17 protein-coding genes, 1 tRNA gene and 2 rRNA genes (1 of these 20 running past the window's edge) are annotated in these 25234 nt (G+C 61.7%); 15 read left to right on the forward strand and 5 right to left on the reverse strand.

Annotation, left to right across the window (positions count from 1 at the left end):
• From GU3_RS04090 to GU3_RS04115, 6 genes are all read left to right on the forward strand, one after another.
• Positions 1–2792 (forward strand): 23S ribosomal RNA (locus GU3_RS04090); it begins 97 nt to the left of the window's first position.
• An 86-nt stretch (positions 2793–2878) separates the two neighbouring features.
• Positions 2879–2993 (forward strand): 5S ribosomal RNA (gene rrf / locus GU3_RS04095).
• Positions 2994–3027: 34 nt separating this feature from the next.
• Positions 3028–3104: transfer RNA gene (locus tag GU3_RS04100), tRNA-Asp, on the forward strand.
• A gap of 429 nt (positions 3105–3533) precedes the next feature.
• Positions 3534–4970, forward strand: coding sequence for a nucleobase:cation symporter-2 family protein (locus tag GU3_RS04105; protein WP_014291287.1), 1437 nt, complete (start codon positions 3534–3536; stop codon positions 4968–4970).
• 123 nt (positions 4971–5093) lie between these two features.
• Positions 5094–6437: an 8-oxoguanine deaminase gene (locus tag GU3_RS04110; RefSeq protein ID WP_014291288.1), complete on the forward strand. Its 1344-nt coding sequence runs from the start codon at positions 5094–5096 to the stop codon at positions 6435–6437.
• 131 nt (positions 6438–6568) lie between these two features.
• Entirely contained in the window at positions 6569–7270 is a 702-nt protein-coding gene (locus GU3_RS04115; protein WP_014291289.1) for a phosphatase PAP2 family protein, read from the forward strand.
• A gap of 33 nt (positions 7271–7303) precedes the next feature.
• Here the strand turns inward: GU3_RS04115 and GU3_RS04120 are convergent, their stop codons facing one another.
• Positions 7304–8479: a CinA family nicotinamide mononucleotide deamidase-related protein gene (locus GU3_RS04120; protein WP_014291290.1), complete on the reverse strand. Its 1176-nt coding sequence runs from the start codon at positions 8477–8479 to the stop codon at positions 7304–7306.
• Positions 8480–8620: 141 nt separating this feature from the next.
• Between GU3_RS04120 and metA the strand changes: the two genes are divergently transcribed.
• Positions 8621–9574: a homoserine O-succinyltransferase gene (metA, locus tag GU3_RS04125; RefSeq protein WP_014291291.1), complete on the forward strand. Its 954-nt coding sequence runs from the start codon at positions 8621–8623 to the stop codon at positions 9572–9574.
• Between the two features lie 34 nt (positions 9575–9608).
• Here metA and GU3_RS04130 read toward each other — a convergent pair whose 3' ends face one another.
• Positions 9609–10898: a sodium:proton antiporter gene (locus GU3_RS04130; protein WP_014291292.1), complete on the reverse strand. Its 1290-nt coding sequence runs from the start codon at positions 10896–10898 to the stop codon at positions 9609–9611.
• A gap of 242 nt (positions 10899–11140) precedes the next feature.
• Between GU3_RS04130 and metH the strand changes: the two genes are divergently transcribed.
• Positions 11141–14821 carry a methionine synthase gene (metH, locus tag GU3_RS04135; RefSeq protein ID WP_041542916.1) on the forward strand — a complete coding sequence of 1227 codons (3681 nt, stop codon included), beginning with the start codon at positions 11141–11143 and terminating at the stop codon, positions 14819–14821.
• A gap of 226 nt (positions 14822–15047) precedes the next feature.
• Positions 15048–16271 carry a serine hydrolase gene (locus GU3_RS04140; RefSeq protein ID WP_014291294.1) on the forward strand — a complete coding sequence of 408 codons (1224 nt, stop codon included), beginning with the start codon at positions 15048–15050 and terminating at the stop codon, positions 16269–16271.
• A gap of 470 nt (positions 16272–16741) precedes the next feature.
• On the opposite strand, the gene GU3_RS04145 is transcribed toward GU3_RS04140, so the two are convergent.
• Both GU3_RS04145 and GU3_RS04150 read right to left on the reverse strand, forming a co-directional pair.
• The gene (locus GU3_RS04145) at positions 16742–17194 is read right to left on the reverse strand and encodes a methylated-DNA--[protein]-cysteine S-methyltransferase (RefSeq protein ID WP_014291295.1); all 453 of its coding nucleotides are present in this window, start codon (positions 17192–17194) and stop codon (positions 16742–16744) included.
• 68 nt (positions 17195–17262) lie between these two features.
• Positions 17263–17574: a YqfO family protein gene (locus GU3_RS04150; RefSeq protein ID WP_014291296.1), complete on the reverse strand. Its 312-nt coding sequence runs from the start codon at positions 17572–17574 to the stop codon at positions 17263–17265.
• 112 nt (positions 17575–17686) lie between these two features.
• Between GU3_RS04150 and GU3_RS04155 the strand changes: the two genes are divergently transcribed.
• The 6 genes from GU3_RS04155 to GU3_RS04180 are packed head-to-tail and all read left to right on the forward strand — an operon-like array spanning position 17687 to position 23549.
• Entirely contained in the window at positions 17687–19345 is a 1659-nt protein-coding gene (locus GU3_RS04155) for a chloride channel protein (protein ID WP_014291297.1), read from the forward strand.
• Positions 19342–20451: an ABC transporter permease gene (locus tag GU3_RS04160; protein ID WP_014291298.1), complete on the forward strand. Its 1110-nt coding sequence runs from the start codon at positions 19342–19344 to the stop codon at positions 20449–20451. Before GU3_RS04155 ends, GU3_RS04160 begins: the two co-directional genes overlap by 4 nt.
• Positions 20448–21227 (forward strand): ABC transporter ATP-binding protein, encoded by a 780-nt coding sequence (locus GU3_RS04165; protein ID WP_014291299.1) that lies wholly within the window; start codon positions 20448–20450, stop codon positions 21225–21227. Before GU3_RS04160 ends, GU3_RS04165 begins: the two co-directional genes overlap by 4 nt.
• A gap of 2 nt (positions 21228–21229) precedes the next feature.
• On the forward strand, positions 21230–22147 hold the full coding sequence (locus tag GU3_RS04170) for an MlaD family protein (protein ID WP_014291300.1): 918 nt from the start codon (positions 21230–21232) through the stop codon (positions 22145–22147).
• A complete protein-coding gene (locus tag GU3_RS04175) occupies positions 22144–22749 on the forward strand; it encodes an ABC-type transport auxiliary lipoprotein family protein (protein WP_014291301.1) in 606 nt (201 codons plus the stop codon). The genes GU3_RS04170 and GU3_RS04175 overlap by 4 nt, the downstream gene beginning before the upstream one ends.
• The gene (locus GU3_RS04180) at positions 22746–23549 is read left to right on the forward strand and encodes a glutaminyl-peptide cyclotransferase (protein ID WP_014291302.1); all 804 of its coding nucleotides are present in this window, start codon (positions 22746–22748) and stop codon (positions 23547–23549) included. Before GU3_RS04175 ends, GU3_RS04180 begins: the two co-directional genes overlap by 4 nt.
• On the opposite strand, the gene GU3_RS04185 is transcribed toward GU3_RS04180, so the two are convergent.
• Positions 23495–25216, reverse strand: a complete 1722-nt coding sequence (locus tag GU3_RS04185; RefSeq protein WP_014291303.1) for a PglL family O-oligosaccharyltransferase — start codon at positions 25214–25216, stop codon at positions 23495–23497. The genes GU3_RS04180 and GU3_RS04185 overlap by 55 nt on opposite strands.
• Positions 25217–25234: the final 18 nt, after the last annotated feature.

Raw genomic sequence — 25234 nt, forward strand, 5'->3', positions numbered from 1 at the left:
GCTTGAGCCCGTGATGTCCGAATGGGGAAACCCACTGCACTTTGTGCAGTATCGCTGCGTGAATACATAGCGTAGCGAGGCGAACCGGGAGAACTGAAACATCTAAGTACCCCGAGGAAAAGAAATCAACCGAGATTCCCCTAGTAGCGGCGAGCGAACGGGGACCAGCCCTTAAGCAGCGTGAGTGGTAGTGGAACGGTCCTGGAAAGGCCGGCAATACAGGGTGATAGCCCCGTACACCAAACCGCTCTCGTTGTGAAATCGAGTAGGACGGGACACGTGATATCCTGTCTGAACATGGGGGGACCATCCTCCAAGGCTAAATACTCCTGACTGACCGATAGTGAACCAGTACCGTGAGGGAAAGGCGAAAAGAACCCCTGTGAGGGGAGTGAAATAGAACCTGAAACCGTGTACGTACAAGCAGTGGAAGCCCTTCGCGGGTGACTGCGTACCTTTTGTATAATGGGTCAGCGACTTACTTTTAGTAGCAAGGTTAACCGTATAGGGGAGCCGTAGGGAAACCGAGTCTTAACTGGGCGAATAGTTGCTAGGAGTAGACCCGAAACCCGGTGATCTAGCCATGAGCAGGTTGAAGGTTGAGTAACATCAACTGGAGGACCGAACCCACTAATGTTGCAAAATTAGGGGATGACTTGTGGCTGGGGGTGAAAGGCCAATCAAACCGGGAGATAGCTGGTTCTCCCCGAAAGCTATTTAGGTAGCGCCTCGGACGAATACTACTGGGGGTAGAGCACTGTTTGGGCTAGGGGGTCATCCCGACTTACCAACCCCATGCAAACTCCGAATACCAGTAAGTACTATCCGGGAGACACACGGCGGGTGCTAACGTCCGTCGTGAAGAGGGAAACAACCCAGACCGCCGGCTAAGGTCCCAAAGTCCTAGTTAAGTGGGAAACGAGGTGGGAAGGCTCAGACAGCCAGGATGTTGGCTTAGAAGCAGCCATCATTTAAAGAAAGCGTAATAGCTCACTGGTCGAGTCGGCCTGCGCGGAAGATGTAACGGGGCTAAAACTAGGCACCGAAGCCGCGGATTCACGCTTTGCGTGAGTGGTAGGGGAGCGTTCTGTAAGTCTGCGAAGGTGTGTTGTGAAGCATGCTGGAGATATCAGAAGTGCGAATGCTGACATGAGTAACGATAAAGGGGGTGAAAAACCTCCTCGCCGGAAGACCAAGGGTTCCTGTCCAACGTTAATCGGGGCAGGGTGAGTCGGCCCCTAAGGCGAGGCCGAAAGGCGTAGTCGATGGGAAACGGGTTAATATTCCCGTACTGACACACATTGCGATGGGGGGACGGAGAAGGCTAGATGGGCCAGGCGTTGGTTGTCCTGGTGAAAGGGCGTAGGCGGTGACTTTAGGCAAATCCGGAGTCATAACGCTGAGACCCGAGACGAAGGTACTACGGTACCGAAGTCATTGATGCCCTGCTTCCAGGAAAAGCCTCTAAGCTTCAGATGTGTGTGAACCGTACCCCAAACCGACACAGGTGGTCGGGTAGAGAATACCAAGGCGCTTGAGAGAACTCGGGTGAAGGAACTAGGCAAAATAGTACCGTAACTTCGGGAGAAGGTACGCTGGAGCGGGTGAAGTCCTTCGCGGATGGAGCCTGAGCCAGTCGCAGTGACCAGGTGGCTGGGACTGTTTATCAAAAACACAGCACTGTGCCAACTCGCAAGAGGACGTATACGGTGTGACACCTGCCCGGTGCCGGAAGGTTAATTGATGGGGTTAGCCGCAAGGTGAAGCTCTTGATCGAAGCCCCGGTAAACGGCGGCCGTAACTATAACGGTCCTAAGGTAGCGAAATTCCTTGTCGGGTAAGTTCCGACCTGCACGAATGGTGTAACCATGGCCACGCTGTCTCCACCCGAGACTCAGTGAAATTGAAATCGCCGTGAAGATGCGGTGTACCCGCGGCTAGACGGAAAGACCCCGTGAACCTTTACTATAGCTTGGCACTGAACATTGACCCTACATGTGTAGGATAGGTGGGAGGCTGTGAAGCGGTGACGCCAGTTGCCGTGGAGCCGACCTTGAAATACCACCCTTGTATGTTTGATGTTCTAACTTGGTCCCCTTATCGGGGATGAGGACAGTGCCTGGTGGGTAGTTTGACTGGGGCGGTCTCCTCCCAAAGTGTAACGGAGGAGCACGAAGGTTGGCTAAGTACGGTCGGACATCGTACGGTTAGTGCAATGGCATAAGCCAGCTTAACTGCGAGACGGACAGGTCGAGCAGGTGCGAAAGCAGGTCATAGTGATCCGGTGGTTCTGAATGGAAGGGCCATCGCTCAACGGATAAAAGGTACTCCGGGGATAACAGGCTGATACCGCCCAAGAGTTCATATCGACGGCGGTGTTTGGCACCTCGATGTCGGCTCATCACATCCTGGGGCTGAAGTCGGTCCCAAGGGTATGGCTGTTCGCCATTTAAAGTGGTACGCGAGCTGGGTTCAGAACGTCGTGAGACAGTTCGGTCCCTATCTGCCGTGGGCGTTGGATGATTGAGAGGGGCTGCTCCTAGTACGAGAGGACCGGAGTGGACGAACCTCTGGTGTTCGGGTTGTCACGCCAGTGGCACTGCCCGGTAGCTAAGTTCGGAATCGATAACCGCTGAAAGCATCTAAGCGGGAAGCGAGCCTCGAGATGAGTCATCCCTAGGCACTTGATGCCTCTAAAGGGCCGTCCGAGACCAGGACGTTGATAGGCAGGGTGTGGAAGCGCTGTGAGGCGTGCAGCTAACCTGTACTAATGACCCGTGCGGCTTAACCATACAACACCCAAGAAGTGTGAGGCCTTGCAGGCTCAAGAGCACAACCAAATTCATCATCAAAGCTTTTTTCGAATTCAAGTTTAATGCCTGGCGGCCATAGCGTTGTGGAACCACCTGACTCCATGCCGAACTCAGCAGTGAAACGCAACCGCGCCGATGATAGTGTGGCAGCTGCCATGTGAAAGTAGGTCACTGCCAGGCACCCAATTTAGTACTCTGACTATACAGCTTTTGCGGAGCGGTAGTTCAGTTGGTTAGAATACCGGCCTGTCACGCCGGGGGTCGCGGGTTCGAGTCCCGTCCGCTCCGCCATCTTAAAGAAGCCCTTAGCTAGTTGATAGCTAAGGGCTTTTTGCTGTTTTGCCTTCAGTAAAATCCCCCTTGCTCAACCTGTCAAATCACCCCTCGTGACCAAACCGTGACCATTGGGTGACCTGAACCGTCCCGTCCCTTTACTGTATACAATTCTTTATTGGTTTGACCTTTTCTGGCGGCATTCAGTGCTAGGTATAAAGGTGGATATAGATCACATTGATGTCAATTTTGTGTACAAAGAATTCACATCGGTATAACACTCATGTTTTTTTTACGGTATCATCTAGCTGACTCTGCACTTGGCTCCGGCCTTGAAGTGGAGACTGGAGGGTAGTGCCACCGTCTCGACAGGATGTTGGCCAATAATAAAATGGCGGCTCGTTTAAGGAGTCCGCTCATTGGCAACGATTAACAAAGGGATCTGTTATGACCCAGGATGCAAAAACCACTCAAAGCAAAAACCACGATTTGCTTTATTCACTGCACGATAAACCCAGCTTTTTTCCATCTGTCTTTGCTGCATTGCAGCACGTACTGGCCAGTCTGGTCGGTGTCATCACCCCCACCCTGATTGTGGGTGGCGCGCTTGGGCTGGGTGAACATGTTCCCTACCTGATCAGTATGGCGTTGATGGTGTCCGGTGTGGGTACCTTTATTCAATGCCGCCGTATCGGTCCCGTCGGTGCCGGCATGTTGTGCCTGCAGGGCACCAGTTTTGCCTTTCTGACCGCGGTGCTTTCCGCCGGCTTTATCGTCAAGAGCCGGGGCGGTACCCCTGAAGACATTCTGGCCACCATCTTTGGTGTGAGCTTCTGTGCCGCCTTTATCGAAATCTTCCTGAGCCGTTTTGTACACAAGCTGCAGAAGATCATTACTCCCGTGGTCACCGGTACCATCATCATTCTGATTGGTATTCCGTTGATCAAGGTCGCCATGACCGACATCGGTGGCGGCTTTGGTGCCCTGAATACAGAAAACTTCGGCTCCCTCGACAATCTGCTGCTGGCGGGTATTGTTCTGGTCAGTGTCATTCTGCTGAACCGCTCCAAAAACCCCATGATCCGCCTGGCGGCGGTGGTTATCGGCCTGTTCTTGGGCATGCTGGCCGCCTTCTTTATGGGTCGGCTGGACTTCTCTCATATTGCCAGCCTGCCGCTGGTATCCATTCCGGTGCCCTTCAAGTTCGGTTTTCAGTTTGACCTGGCCGCCTTTATTCCACTGGCCATTCTGTTCTGCGTGAGTGCGATGGAAACCACCGGTGACCTGACCGCCAACTCCACCATCTCCCGCGAGCCGGTGAAGGGCCCTGTTTACATCAACCGTATTCGTGGTGGTGTGCTGGCTGATGGCGTGAACTCCATGATCGCTGCGGTGTTCAACAGCATGCCCTCCACTACCTTCAGTCAGAACAACGGCGTTATCGCCCTGACCGGTGTGGCCAGCCGCTTTGTAGGCCTCTATATCGCCGCCATTCTGTTTATCATGGGTCTGTTCCCCATTATCGGCGGCGTGCTGCAGACCATGCCCAAGCCGGTGCTGGGCGGTGCGACCCTGATCATGTTCGGTACCGTGGCGGTAGCCGGTATTCGTGTACTGTCCCAGGCCAACCTGGATCGCCGGAACATGATGATCATTGCCATTTCCGTGGGCATGGGGATTGGTGTTTCCACTGTGCCGGACGTGCTGCAGGCGCTGCCGGATACCGTCGCAAACATTCTGAAATCGCCGGTTGCCATGGGTGCCATCACCGCGATTTTGCTGAGCCTGATTCTTCCTGAAGCTAACCATGAGGAAGCGGAAGAGGAAGCCGACGCCGCCGCTCCGGCGATAGACGCTAAAAAAAAATTAGGTGAGGTTGGTTAATACTCACTACTGAATTGATGCCCGCAATGGCTCAATCCCCTGGCGTACCTTCCCGGATTGTACGTCAGGGGTTTCCACATCCGGGGGATGCCAACTTTCCAGTAAATCGGAGTAGAAAGTCTGATGCAAAACCCCAAAACACTCTGGATAAAATCACCCCTTGCCACGCTTGACCCGGCCTGTGCCGGTGGGGTGGTGGTCAGCGGTAACACCATTGTTGAACTGGTCGCGGAAGGTCAAAAGCCGCAACGCCGGATTGACGAGACCTTTGACGCCAGGGAGCATGTGCTGCTGCCCGGCCTGATCAATGCCCACCACCATTTCTACCAGACCCTGACCCGTGCCCATCCGGTGGCGCTGAACAAGGAGCTGTTTTCCTGGCTGACTTCGCTCTATCCGGTATGGGCGAAGCTGCAGCCGGAAATGGTGGAGGTGTCCACCCAAATCGCCCTGGCCGAGCTGCTGCTGTCCGGTTGTACCACCGCCAATGATCACCATTACCTGTTTCCGCAAGGGCTGGAGCAGGCCATCGATATCCAGGTGGAGCAGTCCCGCAAACTGGGGGTGAGGGTGCACCTGACCCGGGGCTCCATGAGCCTGGGCAAGGAGCAGGGCGGATTGCCCCCTCAGTCCACGGTACAGACAGAAGACGCCATCCTCACCGACAGTGAGCGGCTGATCCACCGTTATCATGACCATGCCGACGGTGCCATGGTGCGGGTGGCGCTGGCTCCCTGCTCACCGTTTTCGGTCAGCACCGAGCTGATGAAGGCCTCGGCCCGGCTGGCCGAGCAACACGATGTGCAACTGCACACCCATCTGGCGGAAACCCACGATGAAACCGAGTTTTGCCAGCGTATGTTCGGCATGCGCCCGGTGGATTACCTGGAATCGGTGGGCTGGCTCAATCACCGTACCTGGCTGGCCCACGGTATTCACTTCAACGAGGAAGAAATCGGTCGTCTGGGCCAGGCGGGGGTGGGTATCGCTCATTGTCCGTCTTCCAACATGTTGCTGGCCTCGGGCCAGTGCCCCACCCTGGATCTGGAAGCGGCGGGTTGTCCGGTGGGCCTCGGCGTGGACGGTTCGGCCTCCAACGACGGGTCCAACATGATACTGGAAGTGCGTCAGGCGCTGTTGCTGCAGCGCCTGCGTTACGGTGCCAAACGCATTACCCACCAGAAGGTGATCGACTGGGCCACTCAAGGCTCGGCCGCCTGTCTGGGGCGGGATGATATTGGTGAGATTGCCGTGGGCAAGCAGGCAGATCTGGCGCTGTTCCGGCTCAACGACATTCAGTTTGCCGGTGCCGGTGATCCCCTGGCGGCCCTGGTGCTCTGTGGCGCGCAGCGGGCCGATAGGGTGATGGTGGCGGGTCGGTGGCGGGTAACAGACGGCACCATTCAGGATCTGGATATCGAGGCGCTGAAGGCACGGCAGCGCACCTTGTCGGCGCAGTTGCGCTGATCCCCGATGGGGAATGAGAGGATTAAAGAGTGCTTCGGCACTCTTTTTTATTGCCTGCCATCGTATTGTTGCGGCTGGTTTTTTTCAGCCAATCTGGTATAAATCCCGGCTTTTGCAAATGGGGGTTCAGAATGCAATGGGATGTAAAAGGCTGGGTCAGTCTGCAGCTGCTGGCCGCCGTGCTTTTTGTTTCCTGGTGGCAGGGGTACTGGCTTGAGCTGGATGAAGGCGTGTTCTGGTGGTTCAATGAGCGGCTGGTCACGGTGCCGGGCTTTGCCGAGCTGGTGGCCTTCGTCAACCAGCGCTGGATCGACGGCGTCGTGGCCTTGCTGATGGCGCTGTTCGTGCTTCGTCATGCCTGGCTGGCCTCCGGGCGGGAGCGCGCGCGCATCGGCTGCCTGTTAGTGATCATGGCCGGTTGTTTTTCACTGGAAGCGGCGGCGGGCAAGGCGTTGCCGGTGGAGCGGCCCAGCCCGACCCTGGTGTACGAGCAGGCCCAGCGGGTCAGCCAGCTGGTGCCCCATATCAAGGCCAAGGACGCCTCGGGCGATTCCTTCCCCAGCGATCACGGCATTGGCTTTGCCACCTTCCTGTTGTTTGCGGTTTACCGTTTTCCACGTCGTTACCTGTACGCCGTGGTGCCCCTGGTGCTGGCCCTGGCCATGCCGCGGGTGATGTCGGGTGCCCACTGGTTTACCGACTTTATCTGCGGCTCCATTCCCCTGGCGCTGATCACCGCCGCCTGGCTGTTTCATACCCCCCTGGCGCACCGGCTGACCGAAACCCTGGTCACCCCGGCGGAAAAACTGCTGCGCCGCTGGCAACTTCAGTAAAGCGCAACAAGGGCGGCCTGGCCGCCCTTTGGGTTATTGCGGCAGGCTGACCTGCTCGCTGCGGGGCAGAATGTCATAGTCGACGATCACCGGCAGCCCTTCCAGCTGCCGGCGCAGCATGTCAAAGGCGGCAAAGGCCAGCAGCCGGCGTCGCATCAGCGGATCGCGAAAGTGTACCTTTACCGTTTGTGCCTGGCAGCCTTCCGGCGTCAGCAGGGCCAGCGGTACGCCATTGGGCCCTTCGGCACCAATGGCCAGGGTGGTGGCCCGGCCCGCGCCCTGTAGCCACTGGGCCAGATCCTCGGCGCTGTCGGGCAGTCCGGCCAGGTAGTGGCCTTCAAACTCCGTGGTCAGGGTGTGAATGGTGTCGGTCAGCCGGCCGCCACTGGCGTCTTCAAACACCACCAGATCCCGGTCGTGCAGTTGTGCCGCCAGCGCATCAAATGTCAGCGTGTTGCGGGCCACCACATGGCTGCCTACCTGCTCCAGCAATTGCGCTTCGGCCTGGGCGATGGCGTCGGCAGTGCCGCTGTCGATGATCAGTTTCAGCTCTATGGTGGGCGAATTGGCCCGGTACCCCAGGGTGATGCCCGCCGGCCAGCTCAGGGGATCGAGCCGATCGCTCAGGCCCGACTCCGACAGCCCGAAGGTAAAGTAGCGCCGTACCTGGCTTTGTCCCTGCTGGCCCAGCCGGGTGCGCAGCCGGGGCAAAATTTCCTGCTCCATCATTTTTTTCAGCTCGGACGGCACCCCGGGGGTAAAGAAAAACAACGCCCGGTTGTATTGCACCGCAAAGCCGCAGGCGGTACCGATGGGATTGTCCACCAGCTCGGCGCCTTCGGGCAGCATGGCCTGCTTGGTATTGCTTTCCGGCATGGTGCGGCCGCGGCCGGCGTATTTGTCCTGCATGACCTTCAGCCAGTGTTCATTCAGCACCAGGGGCACGCCGGCGGCCGCGGCCATGGCCTCGGCGCTGATGTCGTCCGAGGTCGGCCCCAGGCCGCCATTCACGATCACCACATCGGCCTGATGGCTGCGCTGTTCAAACAATTCCACCAGATCGGCCTTGTCGTCGCCCAGGGTAAAGCGCCGGCGTACCTGCCAGCCCTGCTCCAGCAGCCGTTGCGACAGCCAGCCGGCATTGGTATCGGTTATCAGGCCGGTGAGCACCTCGTCGCCGGTACTGACCAGTTCAATCACGGGTTCCATATGTAAATCCTTGAAGAAAAACGCTCAAATTCTAACGCATCTTTTCGGTGCAACACAGGTTGCGGATGACAAGCGCCGGCCCTTATTGTAGATTTCTAGATGTCTAGACTTTCCTACCGATGCAGTACATGGAGTAAGCACATGCCCATTCGAATTCCGGATCGCCTGCCGGCGGCCAATGTCCTGAGCCGAGAAAATATCTTCGTGATGACGGAGACACGGGCGGTGAATCAGGATATACGACCGATGCGGGTGCTGCTGCTCAACCTGATGCCGAAGAAAATCGAAACCGAAAACCAGCTGTTGCGCATGCTGTCGAACTCGCCGCTGCAAATTGGCGTGGATCTGCTGCGCATCGACAACCGGCCGTCCAAGAACACGCCCCAGTCGCACCTGGAGCATTTTTACTACGACTTCGAGCAGATCAAGGATCAGTTTTATGACGGCCTGATCATCACCGGCGCGCCCCTGGGGCTGACCGATTTTTGCGACGTGGTGTACTGGGACAAGATCGAGCAGGTCGTGGAGTGGTCAAAAAGCCATGTCACCTCCACCCTGTTTCTGTGCTGGGCGGCCCAGGCCGGTCTCAAGATCCTGTATAACCTCGACAAGCGTACCCGGCTGGAAAAGCTCTCCGGTGTGTATGAGCACCAGAACATGGGCCAGTTCGAGCCCTTGGTCCGTGGATTTGATGATGTGTTTCTGGCACCCCATTCCCGTTATGCGGATTTTCCGCTGGAGCTGATTCGGGAAAAAACCAACCTCAAGATCCTGGCCGGCTCGGAGCAGGTGGGCATGTACCTGGCGGTGAGCCCGGATCGGCGTCAGGTGTTCGTGACCGGCCACCCGGAATACGATCCCGATACCCTGCACCAGGAATACCAGCGTGATCTGGCGGTGGGCATAGAGCCGAACATGCCGGTGAACTATTACCCCGACAACAACCCGGACAAGGCACCCAGGGCGACCTGGCGCAGCCACGGTCACCTGCTGTTTGCCAACTGGCTCAACTACCACGTTTACCAGCTGACGCCCTATGATCTGAACACCCTCAGCGCCGCCGGTGACACCCTGACCAAAGACTGGGAAGACTAACAACGAAAAAGGGGCCGAGGCCCCTTTCTTCTATTCAGTCGATGGGAAAGCCGGCCTTTTCCGCCGCCTTGGCCTTGTTGATCATCGGGGTAATGGTCATGCCCTGCACGATAATCGAGAACAGCACGATGGCGTAGGTCATCATCAGCACCAGATCGCGCAGGTCAACCTGGCCGTCGCTGCCCAGTTTCACGCCCGCCGGAATGGACAGTGCCATGGCCAGCGACAGACCGCCCCGCAAGCCGCCCCAGGTGAGAATGCGCACCGAATACTTGTTGTAGCTGCGTACCCGGCGAAAGCCCACATAGGGCAGCGCCACGCTGGCAAAGCGGCTGGCCAGTACCAGCGGAATGGACAGCAGCACCAGTATCCAGGCCTGCCAGTGGAACTGCACCAGCAGCATGGCCAGACCAATCAGCAGGAACAGCAGGGCGTTGAGGAACTCGTCCAGCAGATGCCAGAAGTGATCCAGGTATTTCTGGCTCTGCTCCGAAAAGCCGGTGTAGCGGGTCCAGTTGCCGACAATGATGCCCGCCACCACCATGGCCAGGGCGCCGGATACGCCGAGCAGGTTGGCCATGGCAAAACCGGCGGTGGGGACGCACAGGGTCATCAGCAGCTCCATGGAGCCGTCGTCGGTGGCGCTGATCATGATGTGACACATCAGCCCCAGCAAGCCGCCAAAGATGATGCCGCCGATGGCCTCGTGGGTGAACAGCGACATCACTGAGCCGAAGCTGGCTTCATTGCCGTTGAAGGCCACCGCGAAAATGGTCAGAAAGGCCACCAGGCCGATGCCGTCGTTGAACAGCGATTCGCCCTCGATCTGAATGGCAATCTGCTCCGGCGCCCCCAGTTTCTTGACGATGGCCAGCACCGCAATGGGATCGGTGGGGGAGATCAGGGTGCCAAACAGCAGGCAGTAGATAAAGGGAATGGGAATGGCCGCCATATAGCCCAGCAGCCAGAGGCCGCCGGCCACCACCAGGGTGGAGATCAGGACGCCAAAAATCACCAGTACCGAAATTTCCCATTTCTGGCTTTTCAATGCCGGCAGGTTGATGCCGAGGCCGCCGGCGAACAGCAGAAAGCCGAGGATCCCCTGCAGCAGGAAAGAGCCGAAGTCGACGGTCTTGACCACTTCCACCGCATGTTGCTGCAGCTCGGGCCAGGTGGTCTTGCCGAGGATCAGCATCAGAATGGAGATGGCGAGGGCGCCGGAGGTAATGGCGATGGTGGTCTGGATTTTCATGATGTACTGATTGACGAAGGCAATGGTGATCGCCATGGCCGCCAAAAAGCACAGAGTGTAATAAACGCTCATGAGAGGGCACTTCCGAAAGGTTATTTTATTATTTGCAAGCTAAGTTGGCCGAACCGGGTCGGTCGTGCATAGTTTGCCCTATTGGCTACGGCTTCACTAGCGAAAATGCAGCAAATCCGCGCATTTTACCTTCGACTTTTTCGCCGCCGCCGCCAGCCATGCAGATGGCCGGATTTCCGATTGTGCAAAGTGTGGTAGCATGGATGCCGCATACAGGAATCAGGTTGTAACAGGAGTCAGCAGTGTCCCGATCCCCCGTGTTTTCTCAGCTCGAACAGGCCCTGGCCGAACGCATATTGATCATCGACGGGGGCATGGGCACCATGATCCAGTCATACCGGCTGGACGAGGCCGCCTACCGGGGCGAGCGCTTTGCCGACTGGGGCAGTGATCTCAAGGGCAACAACGATCTGCTGGTGTTGACCCAGCCCGAGATCATCGCCCAAATCCACAGCGATTATTTCGCCGCCGGCGCCGACATTGTGGAAACCAATACCTTCAACGCCACCACCATCGCCATGGCCGACTACCACATGGAAAGCCTGGCGGCGGAGATCAACCTGGAGGCGGCCAAACTGGCGCGCCGGGTGGCCGATGAATGGACCGCCAAGGAGCCGCACAAGCCGCGTTTTGTGGCCGGGGTACTGGGCCCGACCAACCGCACCGCCTCCATCTCGCCGGACGTGAATGATCCCGGCTACCGCAACATCAGCTTTGACCAGCTGGTGGCGGCCTACACCGAGGCCACCGAAGCGCTGATCGACGGCGGTGTCGATCTGCTGATGATCGAGACCATCTTCGATACCCTCAACGCCAAGGCGGCGGTGTTTGCCATTGAAGGGGTGTTTGAGAAGCGGGGCGTGCGTCTGCCGGTGATGATTTCCGGCACCATTACCGACGCCTCCGGCCGCACCCTGACCGGCCAGACCACAGAAGCCTTTTACCATTCCCTGCGCCATGCCCAGCCCATTTCCTTTGGTCTGAACTGCGCCCTGGGGCCGGATGAGCTGCGCCAGTACGTGGCCGAGCTGTCCCGCATCAGCGAGACCTATGTGTCGGCCCACCCTAACGCCGGCCTGCCCAACGCCTTTGGTGAATACGATCTGGACGCCGCCGAGATGGCCGCCCACATTCGCGAGTGGGCCGAAAGCGGTTTCCTTAACCTGGTGGGCGGCTGCTGCGGCTCCACCCCCGAGCATATTCGTGCCATCGCCGAGGCGGTCAAGGGCATTGCCCCCCGGCCACTGCCCGAGCTGCCGGTGGCCTGCCGGCTGTCCGGCCTGGAGCCGGTGTTGATCACCCCCGAGAGCATGTTCGTCAACGTGGGGGAACGGACCAACGTGACCGGCTCGGCCAAATTCAAGCGGCTGATCAAGGAAGAGCTCTACGACGAGGCGCTGGAAGTGGCGCTGCAGCAGGTAGAAAACGGCGCCCAGATCATCGACATCAACATGGACGAGGGCATGCTCGACGCCGAGGCCTGCATGGCCCGCTTCCTCAACCTGATCGCCGGCGAACCGGATATTTCCCGCGTGCCCATCATGATCGACTCTTCAAAGTGGGAAGTGATTGAGGCCGGCCTCAAGTGCATTCAGGGCAAGGGCATCGTCAACTCCATCTCCCTGAAGGAAGGGGAAGCCAAGTTTATCGAGCAGGCCCGGCTGGTGCGCCGTTATGGTGCCGCCGTTATCGTCATGGCCTTTGATGAAGTGGGCCAGGCCGACACCCGGGAGCGCAAGTTCGAAATCTGCCAGCGGGCCTACCGGGTGCTGGTGGACAAGGTCGGCTTTCCGCCGGAAGACATCATCTTCGATCCCAATATTTTTGCGGTGGCCACCGGCATCGACGAACACAACAACTATGCAGTCGACTTTATCGAGGCGGTCAAGGACATCAAGGACAACCTGCCCCACGCCATGATCTCCGGCGGCGTGTCCAACGTGTCCTTCTCGTTCCGGGGCAACGAGCCGGTGCGGGAGGCCATTCATGCGGTATTCCTGTACCACGCCATCAAGAACGGCATGGACATGGGTATCGTCAACGCCGGCCAGCTGGCCATTTACGAGGACATCGAGCCCGAGCTGAAGGAGAAGGTGGAGGCGGTGGTGCTCAACCTCAACGATAACGCCACCGAGGCCCTGCTGGAAGTGGCCGAGCGTTATCGCAACAGCGGTGGCCCGGCCAACGACGCCCGGGATCTGGAATGGCGCAGCTGGCCGGTGAACAAGCGCCTCGAGCACGCCCTGGTCAAGGGCTTGACCGACTTTATCGAGGAAGACACCGAAGAGGCCCGCCAGCAGGCGGCGCGCCCGCTCGACGTGATTGAAGGCCCGCTGATGGACGGCATGAACGTGGTCGGCGATCTGTTCGGCGAGGGCAAGATGTTCCTGCCCCAGGTGGTGAAATCGGCCCGGGTGATGAAGCGGGCGGTGGCCTACCTCAACCCCTATATCGAAGCCACCAAGGCGGTGGGCCAGAGCAACGGCAAGATTGTGATGGCCACGGTCAAGGGGGACGTGCACGACATCGGCAAGAACATCGTCGGTGTGGTGTTGCAGTGCAACAACTTTGAGGTGGTGGACCTGGGGGTCATGGTGCCCTGCGAAACCATCCTCAAGACCGCCCGGGAAACCAACGCCGACATGATTGGCCTGTCGGGGCTGATCACCCCGTCACTGGATGAAATGGTACACGTGGCCAAGGAAATGCAGCGTCAGGGCTTCAAGATCCCGTTGCTGATCGGCGGCGCCACCACCTCCAAGGCCCATACCGCGGTGAAGATTGAGCAGAACTACGACGAGCCGGTGGTGTATGTGTCCAACGCGTCACGCGCCGTGGGCGTGGTGCAGAGCCTGCTGAGCGAGACCAACAAGCCGGCCTTTGTGGATCGCCTTAACAAGGAATATGAGGTAGTGCGGGATCAGCACGCCCGCAAAAAGCCCCGCACCAAACCGGTGACCCTGGCCGAGGCCCGGGCCAACAAGGTGGACATCGACTGGGACGCCTACACCCCGCCGGTGCCGGTGAAACCGGGCATTCATGAATTCCGCGACGTGCCCATTGCCACCCTGCGGGAATACATCGACTGGACGCCGTTTTTCCTCACCTGGTCCCTGGCAGGCAAGTACCCGCGCATTCTGGAAGACGAGGTGGTGGGCGAGGAAGCCAAGCGGCTGTTCGCCGATGCCAACGCCATGCTCGACAAGCTGGCCGCCGAGGGCGAGCTGAGCTGCGCCGGGGTGATTGGCCTGTTCCCCGCCAACAGCGTGGGCGACGACGTGGAAATCTATGCCGACGAGAGCCGCTCACGAGTGCTGCACACCCTGCGCTTTTTGCGCCAGCAGACCGAGAAGAAGGACGGCTTTCCCAACTACTGCCTGGCCGACTATGTGGCGCCCAAGGGCAGCAAGCCCGACTACATCGGCGGCTTTGCGGTCACCGGCGGCATCGGCGAGGACGAGATCGTCCAGCGTTACAAGGATGCCCACGACGACTACAACGCCATCATGGCCAGCGCCGTGGCGGACCGGCTGGCGGAGGCCTTTGCCGAATACATGCACCTGCGAGTGCGGCGGGAGTTCTGGGGCTATGCTCCGGACGAAACGCTCAGCAACGACGAGCTGATCCGCGAAAAGTATCAGGGCATTCGTCCGGCGCCGGGCTATCCCGCCTGTCCCGAGCACACCGAAAAAGGCACCCTGTGGCAGTGGCTGGACGTGGAAAACCGCATCGGCATGAAGCTGACCGAATCCTACGCCATGTGGCCGGGGGCGGCGGTGTCGGGCTTCTATTTCTCCTATCCGGACACCCGCTACTTCGCGGTGGCCCGTATTCAGGAAGATCAGTTGCTCGATTATGCCGCCCGTAAGGGCATGACCCGGATCGATGCCGAAAAGTGGCTGGCTCCCAACCTGAATGACTGACCGAAAAAGGCGCCGCAGGCGCCTTTTTGATAAAAATGTGTGCCCTCTTGTTCTGCCTCAGGGCGGGGGGATATATGCTTGATAAGGTAGGCGGACAGATGACCATCTCGGCCGGAGCGTCTTGTCAGCGTGTCGTCCTGTCGTCTGCGCACACGGGGGACTGGACAGGCTTAACGGCTTGGCGTAGCTTCTGCCGGTTTTTATTCAACATTGGGAGGAGGGTCCCATGTTTGTTGTATCCCGTCCGGGAAAAACACTTGCTCACCTTCTTGGGCTGCTGCTGCTTTGCCTGAGCGCCCAGGTTCAGGCCAATCCGCGTTATGCGGCCATCGTGATCGACGCCGAAAACGGCACCGTGCTGCATGCGGCCAATGCCGACGCCAGCCGCTACCCGGCATCCCTGACCAAGATGATGACCCTCTACCTGTTGTTCGAGGCCATGGAGCAGGGGCGCATGACCCTGGACACCGCCATGCCGGTGTCGGCCCACGCCGCCGCCATGCCCCAGACCAATATCTCCCTCAAAAAGGGGGAGACGCTGCGCGTGCGCGATGCCATCCCGGCGCTGATCGTGCGCTCGGCCAACGATGTGGCGGTGGTGGTGGCCGAGGCGCTGGGGGGCAGCGAGGAAGCCTTTGCCCGGCGCATGACCGCCAAGGCGAAAGAGCTGAAAATGCACAATACCACCTTTCGCAATGCCTCGGGGCTGCCCGAACCCAGGCAGATTTCCACCGCCCGGGATCTGGCCGTCCTGTCGTTGCGGCTGATGAAAGACTACCCGGCCTACTACCATTATTTTTCCACCTCCTCGTTCAGCTACAAGGGCCGGACCTATCGCAGCCACAACCGCATGGTGCAGAATGTGCCCGGGGTGGATGGCATGAAAACCGGCTATATTCGCGCCTCCGGGTTTAACGTGGCGACCTCGGCCCTGCGGGATGATCGCCGGGTGGTGGGGGTGGTGATGGGGGGCAAGACCGCGCAGTCACGAGACAAGCAGATGGCCTCGCTGATTGAACGCAGTATCGGGCGGGCCACCCAGGTCGCTCGGGTCTCCGCCAAGGAGGCGCCGGCCGCCGAGCATCTGGTGGTGAGTACCCGCACCGTGCGTCAGACAATGCGTCAGGCACCGCAAACCCAGGCCCCGGTCTCGTTGCAGCCGTCGGCGGTGGCTTCGCTGCCCGTGGCTCAGAGCACAGCCGAAGATAACCTGGGCTGGGCGGTGCAAATCGGCTCCTTCCGTATGCCCGAGCAGGCCCGGGAGCGGGCGTCCGATGCCGCCAGCCGGCTGGGGGATGCGGCCCAGGCCCGGGCCGCGGTGTCTGAAGTGGAGATCAGCAACCGCAAGCTGTTTCGCGCCCGTCTGGTGGGGTTTGAAGAGAAGCAGGCCAAGAATGCCTGCCAGCACCTGTCCCGTCAGGGCATGGATTGCCTGGTGGTCCGGCTGTAATCGCCGCATGAATCGCGGACACGAAAAAGGGGCAACATCACTGTTGCCCCTTTTTCGGTCGTCCTGACGGCTCTATTCCGTGAACCTCATGGCTCCCTGCCATTTCCCTGACTGTATTTCACTCCGTGAAATATTCCCCTTCCCGATCCGTCGGGGTGTCCTGGTCCTTCCTGACCGCGCGTCCTTCCTGACCCGCTTCACCTCTTCAACCCTGAAGGTGTCCTTTTGCCTTCCTGGCCGACCAGTCATCCTGACCGGTCTTCCTGCTTCCTAACGGGGGAGATAATAACCCGAAGCGAGTTCTGCTCAATCCGGCTGGCGCCATTGTCCCTGCGGTCAGAATGGGTTAAAAAATGTCAGTGGTTTGATTTTTAAAAGGAAAAAAGTGGACTTGCGGTGATGGCATAGGGACGAAAATGTATTGTCTGCGCTCAGCTTGAGAGATCTCGCACACGCCGGCGGGGGAATTGTCAGGATCCTGCCTCGTGCGCCAGCAGCCAGCGCTTGCGCGCCAGACCGCCCGCATACCCGGTCAGGCTGCCATTGGCGCCGATCACCCTGTGACAGGGAATGATGATGGCGATGGGGTTGCGGCCATTGGCGGCGCCCACGGCCCGCACCGCCCTGGGATTACCGATGGCGGCGGCGATGTCGGTATAGCTGCAGGGCTGATTCCAGGGAATCTCCTGCAGGGCGCGCCACACTTGTTGCTGAAAAAGCGTTCCGTGCGGAGCCAGCGGCAGGTCGAAGTGCTGCCGCCGGCCGGCGAAATAGGCGGCCAGCTGGGCACTGGCCTCGGCCAGCAGAGGCGAGCCGGCGGCAACGGGCAGGACTTCATCGTCCAGAAACTGAACCCGGGTAATGGCCTCGGGGGTGGCCTCAATGCGAAGGGGGCCGCAGGGGCTGGGCAGAATACAATGCATGGTGCGCGCTCAATGAGGAGTGACAGGCATTGGAGCCCCGCAAGGGAAAAAAGTTGCGGGGCCGGGCTTCAAAGTCCGGCCAGGGGCCAGACGTCATAGGCGGGCTCTTCATAGGGGTGGGCGCGGCGCAGGGCCTCCAGGGCCTCGCGGATCAGGTGATCCTCGCACACCAGCTCGATGCGCAGCTCATCCACCCGCGCCAGCCCGCCGGGCTCGCCGATAAAGGGATTGGCGCCGGCCAGGGGCCGAAACTGCCCTCGGCCAGGGGTTTCAAAGCAGCACTGATCGTAGTTGCCGATTTTGCCGGCACCGGTGGCGAACACCGCCTGTTTCACTACCTCGGCATGGGATTCGGGTACAAAAAATACCAGCTTGTACATAATGCCTCCCGTTCAAAGTCTGTGAAATATACCATAAATCATTGCTGCAAAAGTGGTTTATTCCGCCACTGGGGAGGATAATGGAAAGTCCTGACGCGTTCGGAACCTGTTCATGATGCAAGCGGACAACCTGATCCAGCGCCTGTTTGCGCGCCGTTCCGGCAGCCTGCTGCCGCTGGTGCTGCTGGGCGTAATGACCGGCATCATCGCCAGCCTGGTGATGATGAGTTTTCTGTTGTTGCTCAATGCCACGCTGGACGCGCTCAACGGCAAAAATCTGGAAGATTTCGAGGCGCTGAGCTGGCACTGGCGGCTGGGGCTGCCCCTGCTGGGCAGCGTGCTGCTGATCCTGCTTTACCGGCTGACGCCGCCGGCGTGCCAGTCGGTGGGGCTGGCCTACGTGCTGGAGCGGCTGCAGTTTGGCCAGGGCCGGCTTCCGGCGGCCAATATCGGTTTTCAGTTTGTGGCCGCACTCATTGCCCTGGGCTCCGGCCACAGCGTGGGGCGGGAAGGCCCGGCGGTGCACCTGGGGGCGGGCATTGCCAGCCAGATTGGTCAGCTCAGTGGCCGTCCGCCCAGCCAACTGCGGTTGTTGCTGGGTTGCGGCACGGCGGCGGCGATCTCGGCGGCCTTTAACACTCCCCTGGCCGGGGTGCTGTTCGCCATGGAGGTGGTGCTGATGGAATACAGCCTGCTTGGCTTTGCGCCCATTATCGCCGCTGCCATTACCGCCTCCGCCCTGACCGGTGCTCTGCTGGGGGAGCATGCCGTGCTGGCACCGGTCAGCCTGTCACTGGCGTCCTACTCGGACATGCCCGGTCTGCTGCTGACCGGGCTTTGGGTGGGGCTGCTGGCGGCGCTGTTTCAGCGGCTGGTGCTGGCGTTCATCCGTTTTCCGCTCAAGTCCCGTGCGTTCCGCCTGTTGCTGGCCGGGGGCATGACCGGCGCCCTGGCCCTGGCCGCTCCCCAGATCCTGGGATCCGGTTACGACACCATCAATGCCACGCTCGGCAACCAGCTGCCCTGGCTGCTGTTGCTGGGCATACTGGGGGCCAAGCTGCTGGCCACGGCGGCGGCCATCGGCCTGGGCGTGCCCGGCGGCCAGATTGCCCCCACCCTGATGCTGGGCGTCTGTGCCGGTGGGGTGGCCGGTACCCTGCTCCCTGGTGCATCGGATCCGGCGCTGTATGCGCTGCTGGGCATGGCGGCGATGATGAGCGCCGTGCTGCACGCGCCACTGGCAGCCATCGCCACCGTGCTGGAGCTGTCCCTCAGTGCCGAGGCCATGCTGCCGGCCATGGTGGTGGTACTGGGGGCCAACCTGTTGTGCCAGCACGGTTTTCACCTGCCGTCCCTGGTGATCACCCAATTGCGCGTCCGCGGCCGGGAGCTGCAGACCCATCCGCTGCGCACCGCCCTGGCCCAGCGTTACCTGTCGGAGCTGGCCGACATGAGCCTGGTAGAGTGGAGCGGGGAAGGCGCGCCGCCGCGCACCGATGCCAAGGCCCTGGTGGTCAAGCGGGAGCAGGGCTATTACCTGCTCAACCCGTCACAACTTGAACCCGCCATGACCCCGGAAACCCTGACGGCACTGCTCACTCCCGCCCAGCGGCTGAAACGGCTGGAACGGGACATGTCGCTGCTGGAAGCGCTGCGCATTCTGCAGGGGGAGGGCGGCGCCGGTTTTCTGGTGCCGGTGCGCCGGGGCCGGGGGCTGGTGACCCGCAGCCGGCTGATGCACATGCTTACCGAGGAAGGAGGTCTGTATTGAGCGATAACGAGCGCGGCTGGCAGCTGAGCGCAGGCCGGCTGTGCCTGAGCGGCGACTGGACCCTGGCTCATCACGACCGGCTTGACGCCGGGCTGGCTTCCCTGCCAGCCCGGGACATCAGGACGCTGGACGGCAGCGGGCTGACCCGGCTCGACACCGCCGGCGCCGGCCTGTTGTGGCAGCGGCTGGGGGAGCCGTTGCTGGCGCTGGCCCGGGACGCCACCGGCCTGACCGATGGCCAGCGGGCCTTGTTGCTGGCGGTGGCCGGGGCCATGAGCGGACGGGAGCCGGCACCCGCCCCCGAGACTCGCTGGAGCGACGGCCTGGCCCGGCTGGGGGCCGGGATGCAGTCGGGCTGGCGGCAGGGGCGCTTGCTGCTCGGTTTCACCGGCTTGACTCTGAGCACCGGTCTGGGGCTGGTGCTGCGCCCGGGCCAGTGGCGCCTTACCGCCCTGGTGGCGCAGATGCAGCAGTGTGGCCTGAATGCGGTGCCCATAGTGGCCTTGCTCACCTTTCTGGTGGGGGCCGTGGTGGCCTTTCTCGGGGCCACCGTGCTGGAAAACTTCGGTGCCACCATCTACACCGTGGATCTGGTGGCCTACAGCTTTATGCGCGAGTTTGGCGTGTTGCTGACCGCCATTCTGCTGGCCGGCCGCACCGCCAGCGCCTTTACCGCCCAGCTGGGCTCGATGAAGGTCAACCAGGAGCTGGATGCCCTGCGCGCCCAGGGGCTGGATCCCATCGCCCTGCTGGTATTGCCCCGGCTGCTGGCGCTGTTGCTGACCCTGCCGCTGCTGACCTTTATCGCCATCATCAGCGGCCTGTTTGGCGGCGCCCTGGTGGGCCTGCTGTCGTTGGACATCGCCCCGGCGCGCTACCTGGCCATCGTGCAGGAGGTGCCGGTGCGCCACCTGCTGGTGGGGTTGGGCAAGGCGCCGCTGTTCGCGGTACTGATCGCGCTGATTGGCTGCCTGGAAGGCTTCAAGGTGGCGGGCAGCGCCCAGTCGGTGGGCGAGCACACCACCTCCAGCGTGGTACAGTCGATCTTTGTGGTGATCCTGCTCGACGCCATCGCCGCCCTGTTCCTGATGGAGATGGGCTGGTGAGCGGGGCCATGATTCGGGTGCGGGGCCTGCGCAACTGTTTTGGCAGCCAGGTGGTGCATGATCGTCTGGATCTGGACGTGAACGAAGGGGAGATCCTCGGCCTGGTGGGCGGATCCGGCAGCGGCAAATCGGTGCTGTTGCGCTCCATCATTGGTCTGCACCGCCCCGATGCCGGCGAGGTGCGGCTGTGGCAGCAGGACTTGCTGACCCTGCCGGCGGCGCAACGCAGCCGGCTTGAGCGACGCATGGGCGTGCTGTTTCAGAGCGGCGCCCTGTTTTCTTCCCTGACGGTGCTGGAAAATATCGCCCTGCCGCTGGTGGAGCATGCCGGCCTCAGCCGGGAGCGGGCCGGCGAGCTGGCGGACATCAAGCTGGCGCTGGCCGGGCTGCCGGCGCTGGCGGGCAGGCGTTATCCGGCGAACCTGTCCGGTGGCATGGTCAAACGGGCGGCCCTGGCCCGGGCATTGGCGCTGGATCCGCAAATCCTGTTTCTGGACGAACCCACCGCCGGCCTGGATCCGGTGTCGGCGGCGGCCTTTGACCGGCTGCTGCTGACCCTGCGCGACGCCCTGGGGCTGACCGTGGTGCTGGTCACCCATGATCTCGATACCCTCTATGCCTGCTGTGACCGGGTGGCGGTGCTGGGGCAAAAACGGGTGCAGGCGGCGGGCACCCTGGACGAGGTGGCCGCCACCGAGGATCCCTGGATTCAGGATTATTTTCACGGCCCGCGGGGCAGAGCGGCCCGGCGCGCCGCCCACGGCAACGAGGAGTAAACATGGAAACCCGAGCCCATCATGTGCTGATCGGCCTCTTTACCTTGCTGACGGCGGCGGCGGCCCTGGTCTTTGCCCTCTGGCTGGCCAAGATCGGGGACGAGCGGGAGCTGCGCCGTTACGACATTCTGTTCAGCGAGCCGGTGTCCGGGTTGTCGGTGGGCAGCGCGGTGCAGTACAGCGGCATTCGCGTGGGCGAGGTGGAAAGCCTGACCCTGAACCCGCAGGATCCGCGCCAGGTGCGGGCCCGGGTGCGGATTGCCGCCGATGCGCCGGTCAAAACCGACACTCGGGCCCGGCTGGCCCTGGCCAACATTACCGGGGCCGCCAATATCGAACTCAGCCATGGCTCTCCGTCGAGTCCGCTGCTGGCGGACGGACGCGACGACATTCCGGTGATCCGGGCCGAGCCATCGCCCCTGGCCCGGTTGCGGGTCAGCAGTGAAGAATTGATGTTGAGCCTGAACACCCTGCTCGACAACGCCAACCGGCTGTTGACGCCGGCCAACGCCGCCCATGTGAGCCGGATCCTGGGCAGCCTCGACAGCGTGACCGCCACCCTTGCGCAACAGCAGGGCACCCTGAGCGAGGGCGTGGTTTCCCTGACCACGGCCGCCTCTCGGCTGGATACCCTGCTGGCGCGCCTCGATCGGCAGCTGGCCCGCCACGGTGAGCCCCTGCTGGCCGATACCGCCGCCACCGCCGCCAGCCTGCAGCGCCTGAGCGAACGGCTAGAGCGGCTGCTGACACAACAGCAACCGGCGCTGGAGGCGGGGGCGCAGGGGCTGGCCGAGCTGGAGCCGGCGCTGCGGGAGCTGCGCCGAACCCTGAGATCCCTAGGCGAGCTGGCCCGACAGCTGGAGCAGGATCCCGCCGGTACGCTGCTGGAGCGAGAACCCATGGAGGAGTTTCAACCATGAACAAATGGTGTGTGTGGATGATGGCCCTGCTGGGGCTGGCAGGCTGTTCGGTGCTGCCGCCGGCGGAAACGGTCAGCCGCTACCGGCTGCCCCCGCCCAGCCTGGCCCTGCACGAGCAGGCGCCGCCGCTCAAGGGGCTGCGCCTGGTGCGGCCTCAGAGTACGGGCGTGCTGAACGGCAACCGGCTGCTGGTGCTGACCGAGCAGCAGTCCTACCAGGCTTACGGCGGTGCTCGCTGGGCGGCTCCCTTGCCCGAGCTGTGGCAGGACTGGCTGCTGGATGCGCTGTGGCGGAGTGCGCAGTTTGACGCTCTCAGCCATGAAGACGACGGAGCCCGGGCCGAGTGGGAGCTGGCCGGCACCTTGCGGGCCTTTGAAGTGGATCTGAGTGCGGACCGGCGAGAGGCGGTCATTCGCTATGATGCCCGGCTGTTGCGCACCGCCGACAGGCGCATTGTGGCCAGCCGGCGTTTCGAGCAGCGGGAAGCCCTGGATAACCTGAGTGCGGATGCCGCCGTGGCCGCGCTGGGCCGGGCCGCCGACCGGCTGGCGCCGGAACTGGCCCGCTGGCTGCTGGCCTTTGGGGAGGCCGCGGCGGAATGAACCGGTGCAGCTGGTGGCTGTGGGGGATGCTCTGGCTGAGCGCGCCGGTGGCGGCGGTGGAGCGGCTGACGGTGCAGGTGCTGGAGGTGCTGCCCCATGACATCAATGCCTTTACCCAGGGCCTGACCTGGCACGACGGCCAGTTGTTTGAAAGCACCGGGCTTTACGGCCAGTCCAGCCTGCGGCGGTTGAGTACGCGCAACGGCGAGGCCGACCGGCAGACCCGGCTTTCCGACAGCCTGTTTGGCGAGGGAGTGGCCCGGGTGGGGGAGCAACTGGTGCAGCTGACCTGGCGGGAAGGGCTGGCCCTGGTCTGGCGCCTGCCAGAACTTGAGCTGGAAACCGCGTTTTCCTACGAAGGGGAAGGCTGGGGCCTGTGCTTTGACGGTGACAGCCTGTGGATGAGCGACGGCTCGGCCACCCTGCAGCGGCGCCACCCGGCCGACTTTGCCCTGCAACAGCGGCTGACCGTGCGCCTGCAGGGGCGGCCGCAGTCCCGGATCAACGATCTGGCCTGCGCGGGAGAATATATCTATGCCAATGTCTGGAAGAAGGCGCACATTCTGCGCATTCACAAGGCCAGCGGCGAGGTGGACGGGGTGATCGACGCCGCCCCCCTGCTGCCCTTGAGCGGCCGGGTTGCGCACCGGGAAGCGGTGCTCAACGGCATTGCTCACAATCCCGATACCGGTGAGTTTTACCTCACCGGCAAGTGGTGGCCCCGGCTGTTCCGGGTGCGCTTTGTTCAGGCATCGGCGGCCTTTGCCAACGCGGAAGCGGGCGCCGTCAGTGCCCGCTGAATGCTGTCGTCAGCCAGGGTGGTGTCTTTCGGGTAGAAGTCGCGGGCCCGTTGCAGCAGCCGCTGCGCTTCCTCGGGGCGCTCCAGCCGATGCAGCGCCAGCACCATGTTGCGGTACACGCTGGCCCGGGGCGTGTGGCGCACGAATGCCTGCCCCCAGTCCAGGTAGGCCTGCAGCGCTGCGGCATCCTGCCGGGCCGTTGCCAGCGTCAGCTGCAGCGACATGGCGTTGAATTCCACCCGGCCCAGCCAGGCCAGGGGGTTGAGGGCCGACTGCAGCAGTGCTGGCTCCTTGCTGCCGGCACGCTCGTATTGCGTGATCACATGGGCGGTCTGCAGGCCGGTGGCCATAAAAGCCACCACCAGCAACGGAACCAGCAGGGCACTAAAGCGGGCCAGCAGCCGGTGGCGATAGGGCGTTTCCCGAGGGGGCTGCAGCCGCCCGTCAATCCAGTACAGCAACACCAGCAGGGTGACCCAGTGGGCCAGGGAGTGGTAGAAGGGGTACTCTGTCTGGCTGTGCAGGGCAATGGGCCACACCAGCGCCGCCAGGGCCAGGGCCTGGCGCCAGGGCGCCCGGCACAGCACCCGCACCAACATCAGCGCCACCCCGATGATGGCCAGCACCGGCAGCAGGCCCCCTTCCACGCCCCAGAACAACAGCTCGTTATGAGGGTGATCCAGATTGGGTTCCATCGGTGGCAACCCGGCCAGATGTTCCCGCTGGGCGGCGTAAAACTCCATAAACTGCCGCTCAAAGTCGCCGTAGCCCACGCCGACCCAGGGATGCTGGGCAATGAGCGCCAGGCTTTGCTGCCAGTAGTACTTGCGCACCCCCGGATCGCTGTAAATGTCGGCACCCCGTTGCACCCCGTCCACCAGCGCCATGGAGATCAATGCCAGCGCGATGCCCAGGGTCACCAGGCCGAGCAGCATCAGGGTGTGGCGGCGGCTCCGCTGCCAGCTCAGGGGCAGCAACAGCAATACCCCCACCAGGGCACCCAGTTGTCCCACCCGGGACTGCAACACCACCAGCAGCAGCGGTGTGGTCACCAGCACGGCTCCCAGCCAGAGCCGGCGCAGGGCGGGCAGGGGGCGACGGTCTTCCTGCCACAAAAACCAGGCCAGCATCAGGCCGGTGGCCATAAAACTGGCCATCACATTGGGTTGCTGAAAAATGCCATAGGGGCGGTTGGTTTTGGTGTTGTAGCCCATGCCGTTGTCCGGGCCCAGCAGGTAGTACTGCACCAGCCCCAGCAGCATTTCCAGGCTGACTGCCGCCAGCAGCACATAGAGCAGGCGCCAGCGGCCGTGTTCATCAAAGCGGCATTGCAACAGGGCAAACCAGAACAGCAGGCCGCCCGCCAGCCCCGCCAGCCGGGGCAGGGCCCGGTCCGCCAGTTCGGCATTGGGGTAAAGCAGGGGCACCAGCAGCAGCGCAAAGGCCAGCCAGCAGCCCAGGTGGAAGGGCGTCCACACCACCATCCGGTTCAGGGTGAGCTGCCACAGCCCCAGGCCAATCATCAGCGAGACCAGTATCCAGCCGGTCATGTTGAACGGCAGGTAGAGGCCGGCGCCGCCGGGGTTGTGCATGAAAAAATGCATGCCGCCCAGGGCCCAGGCGGCAAAACACCAGAAAAACAGGTAGGGCAGTGAGATACGGGTCATTCCCTGACTCCTTTATCG

It is taken from the genome of Oceanimonas sp. GK1 (assembly GCF_000243075.1).
Taxonomy (GTDB): domain Bacteria; phylum Pseudomonadota; class Gammaproteobacteria; order Enterobacterales; family Aeromonadaceae; genus Oceanimonas.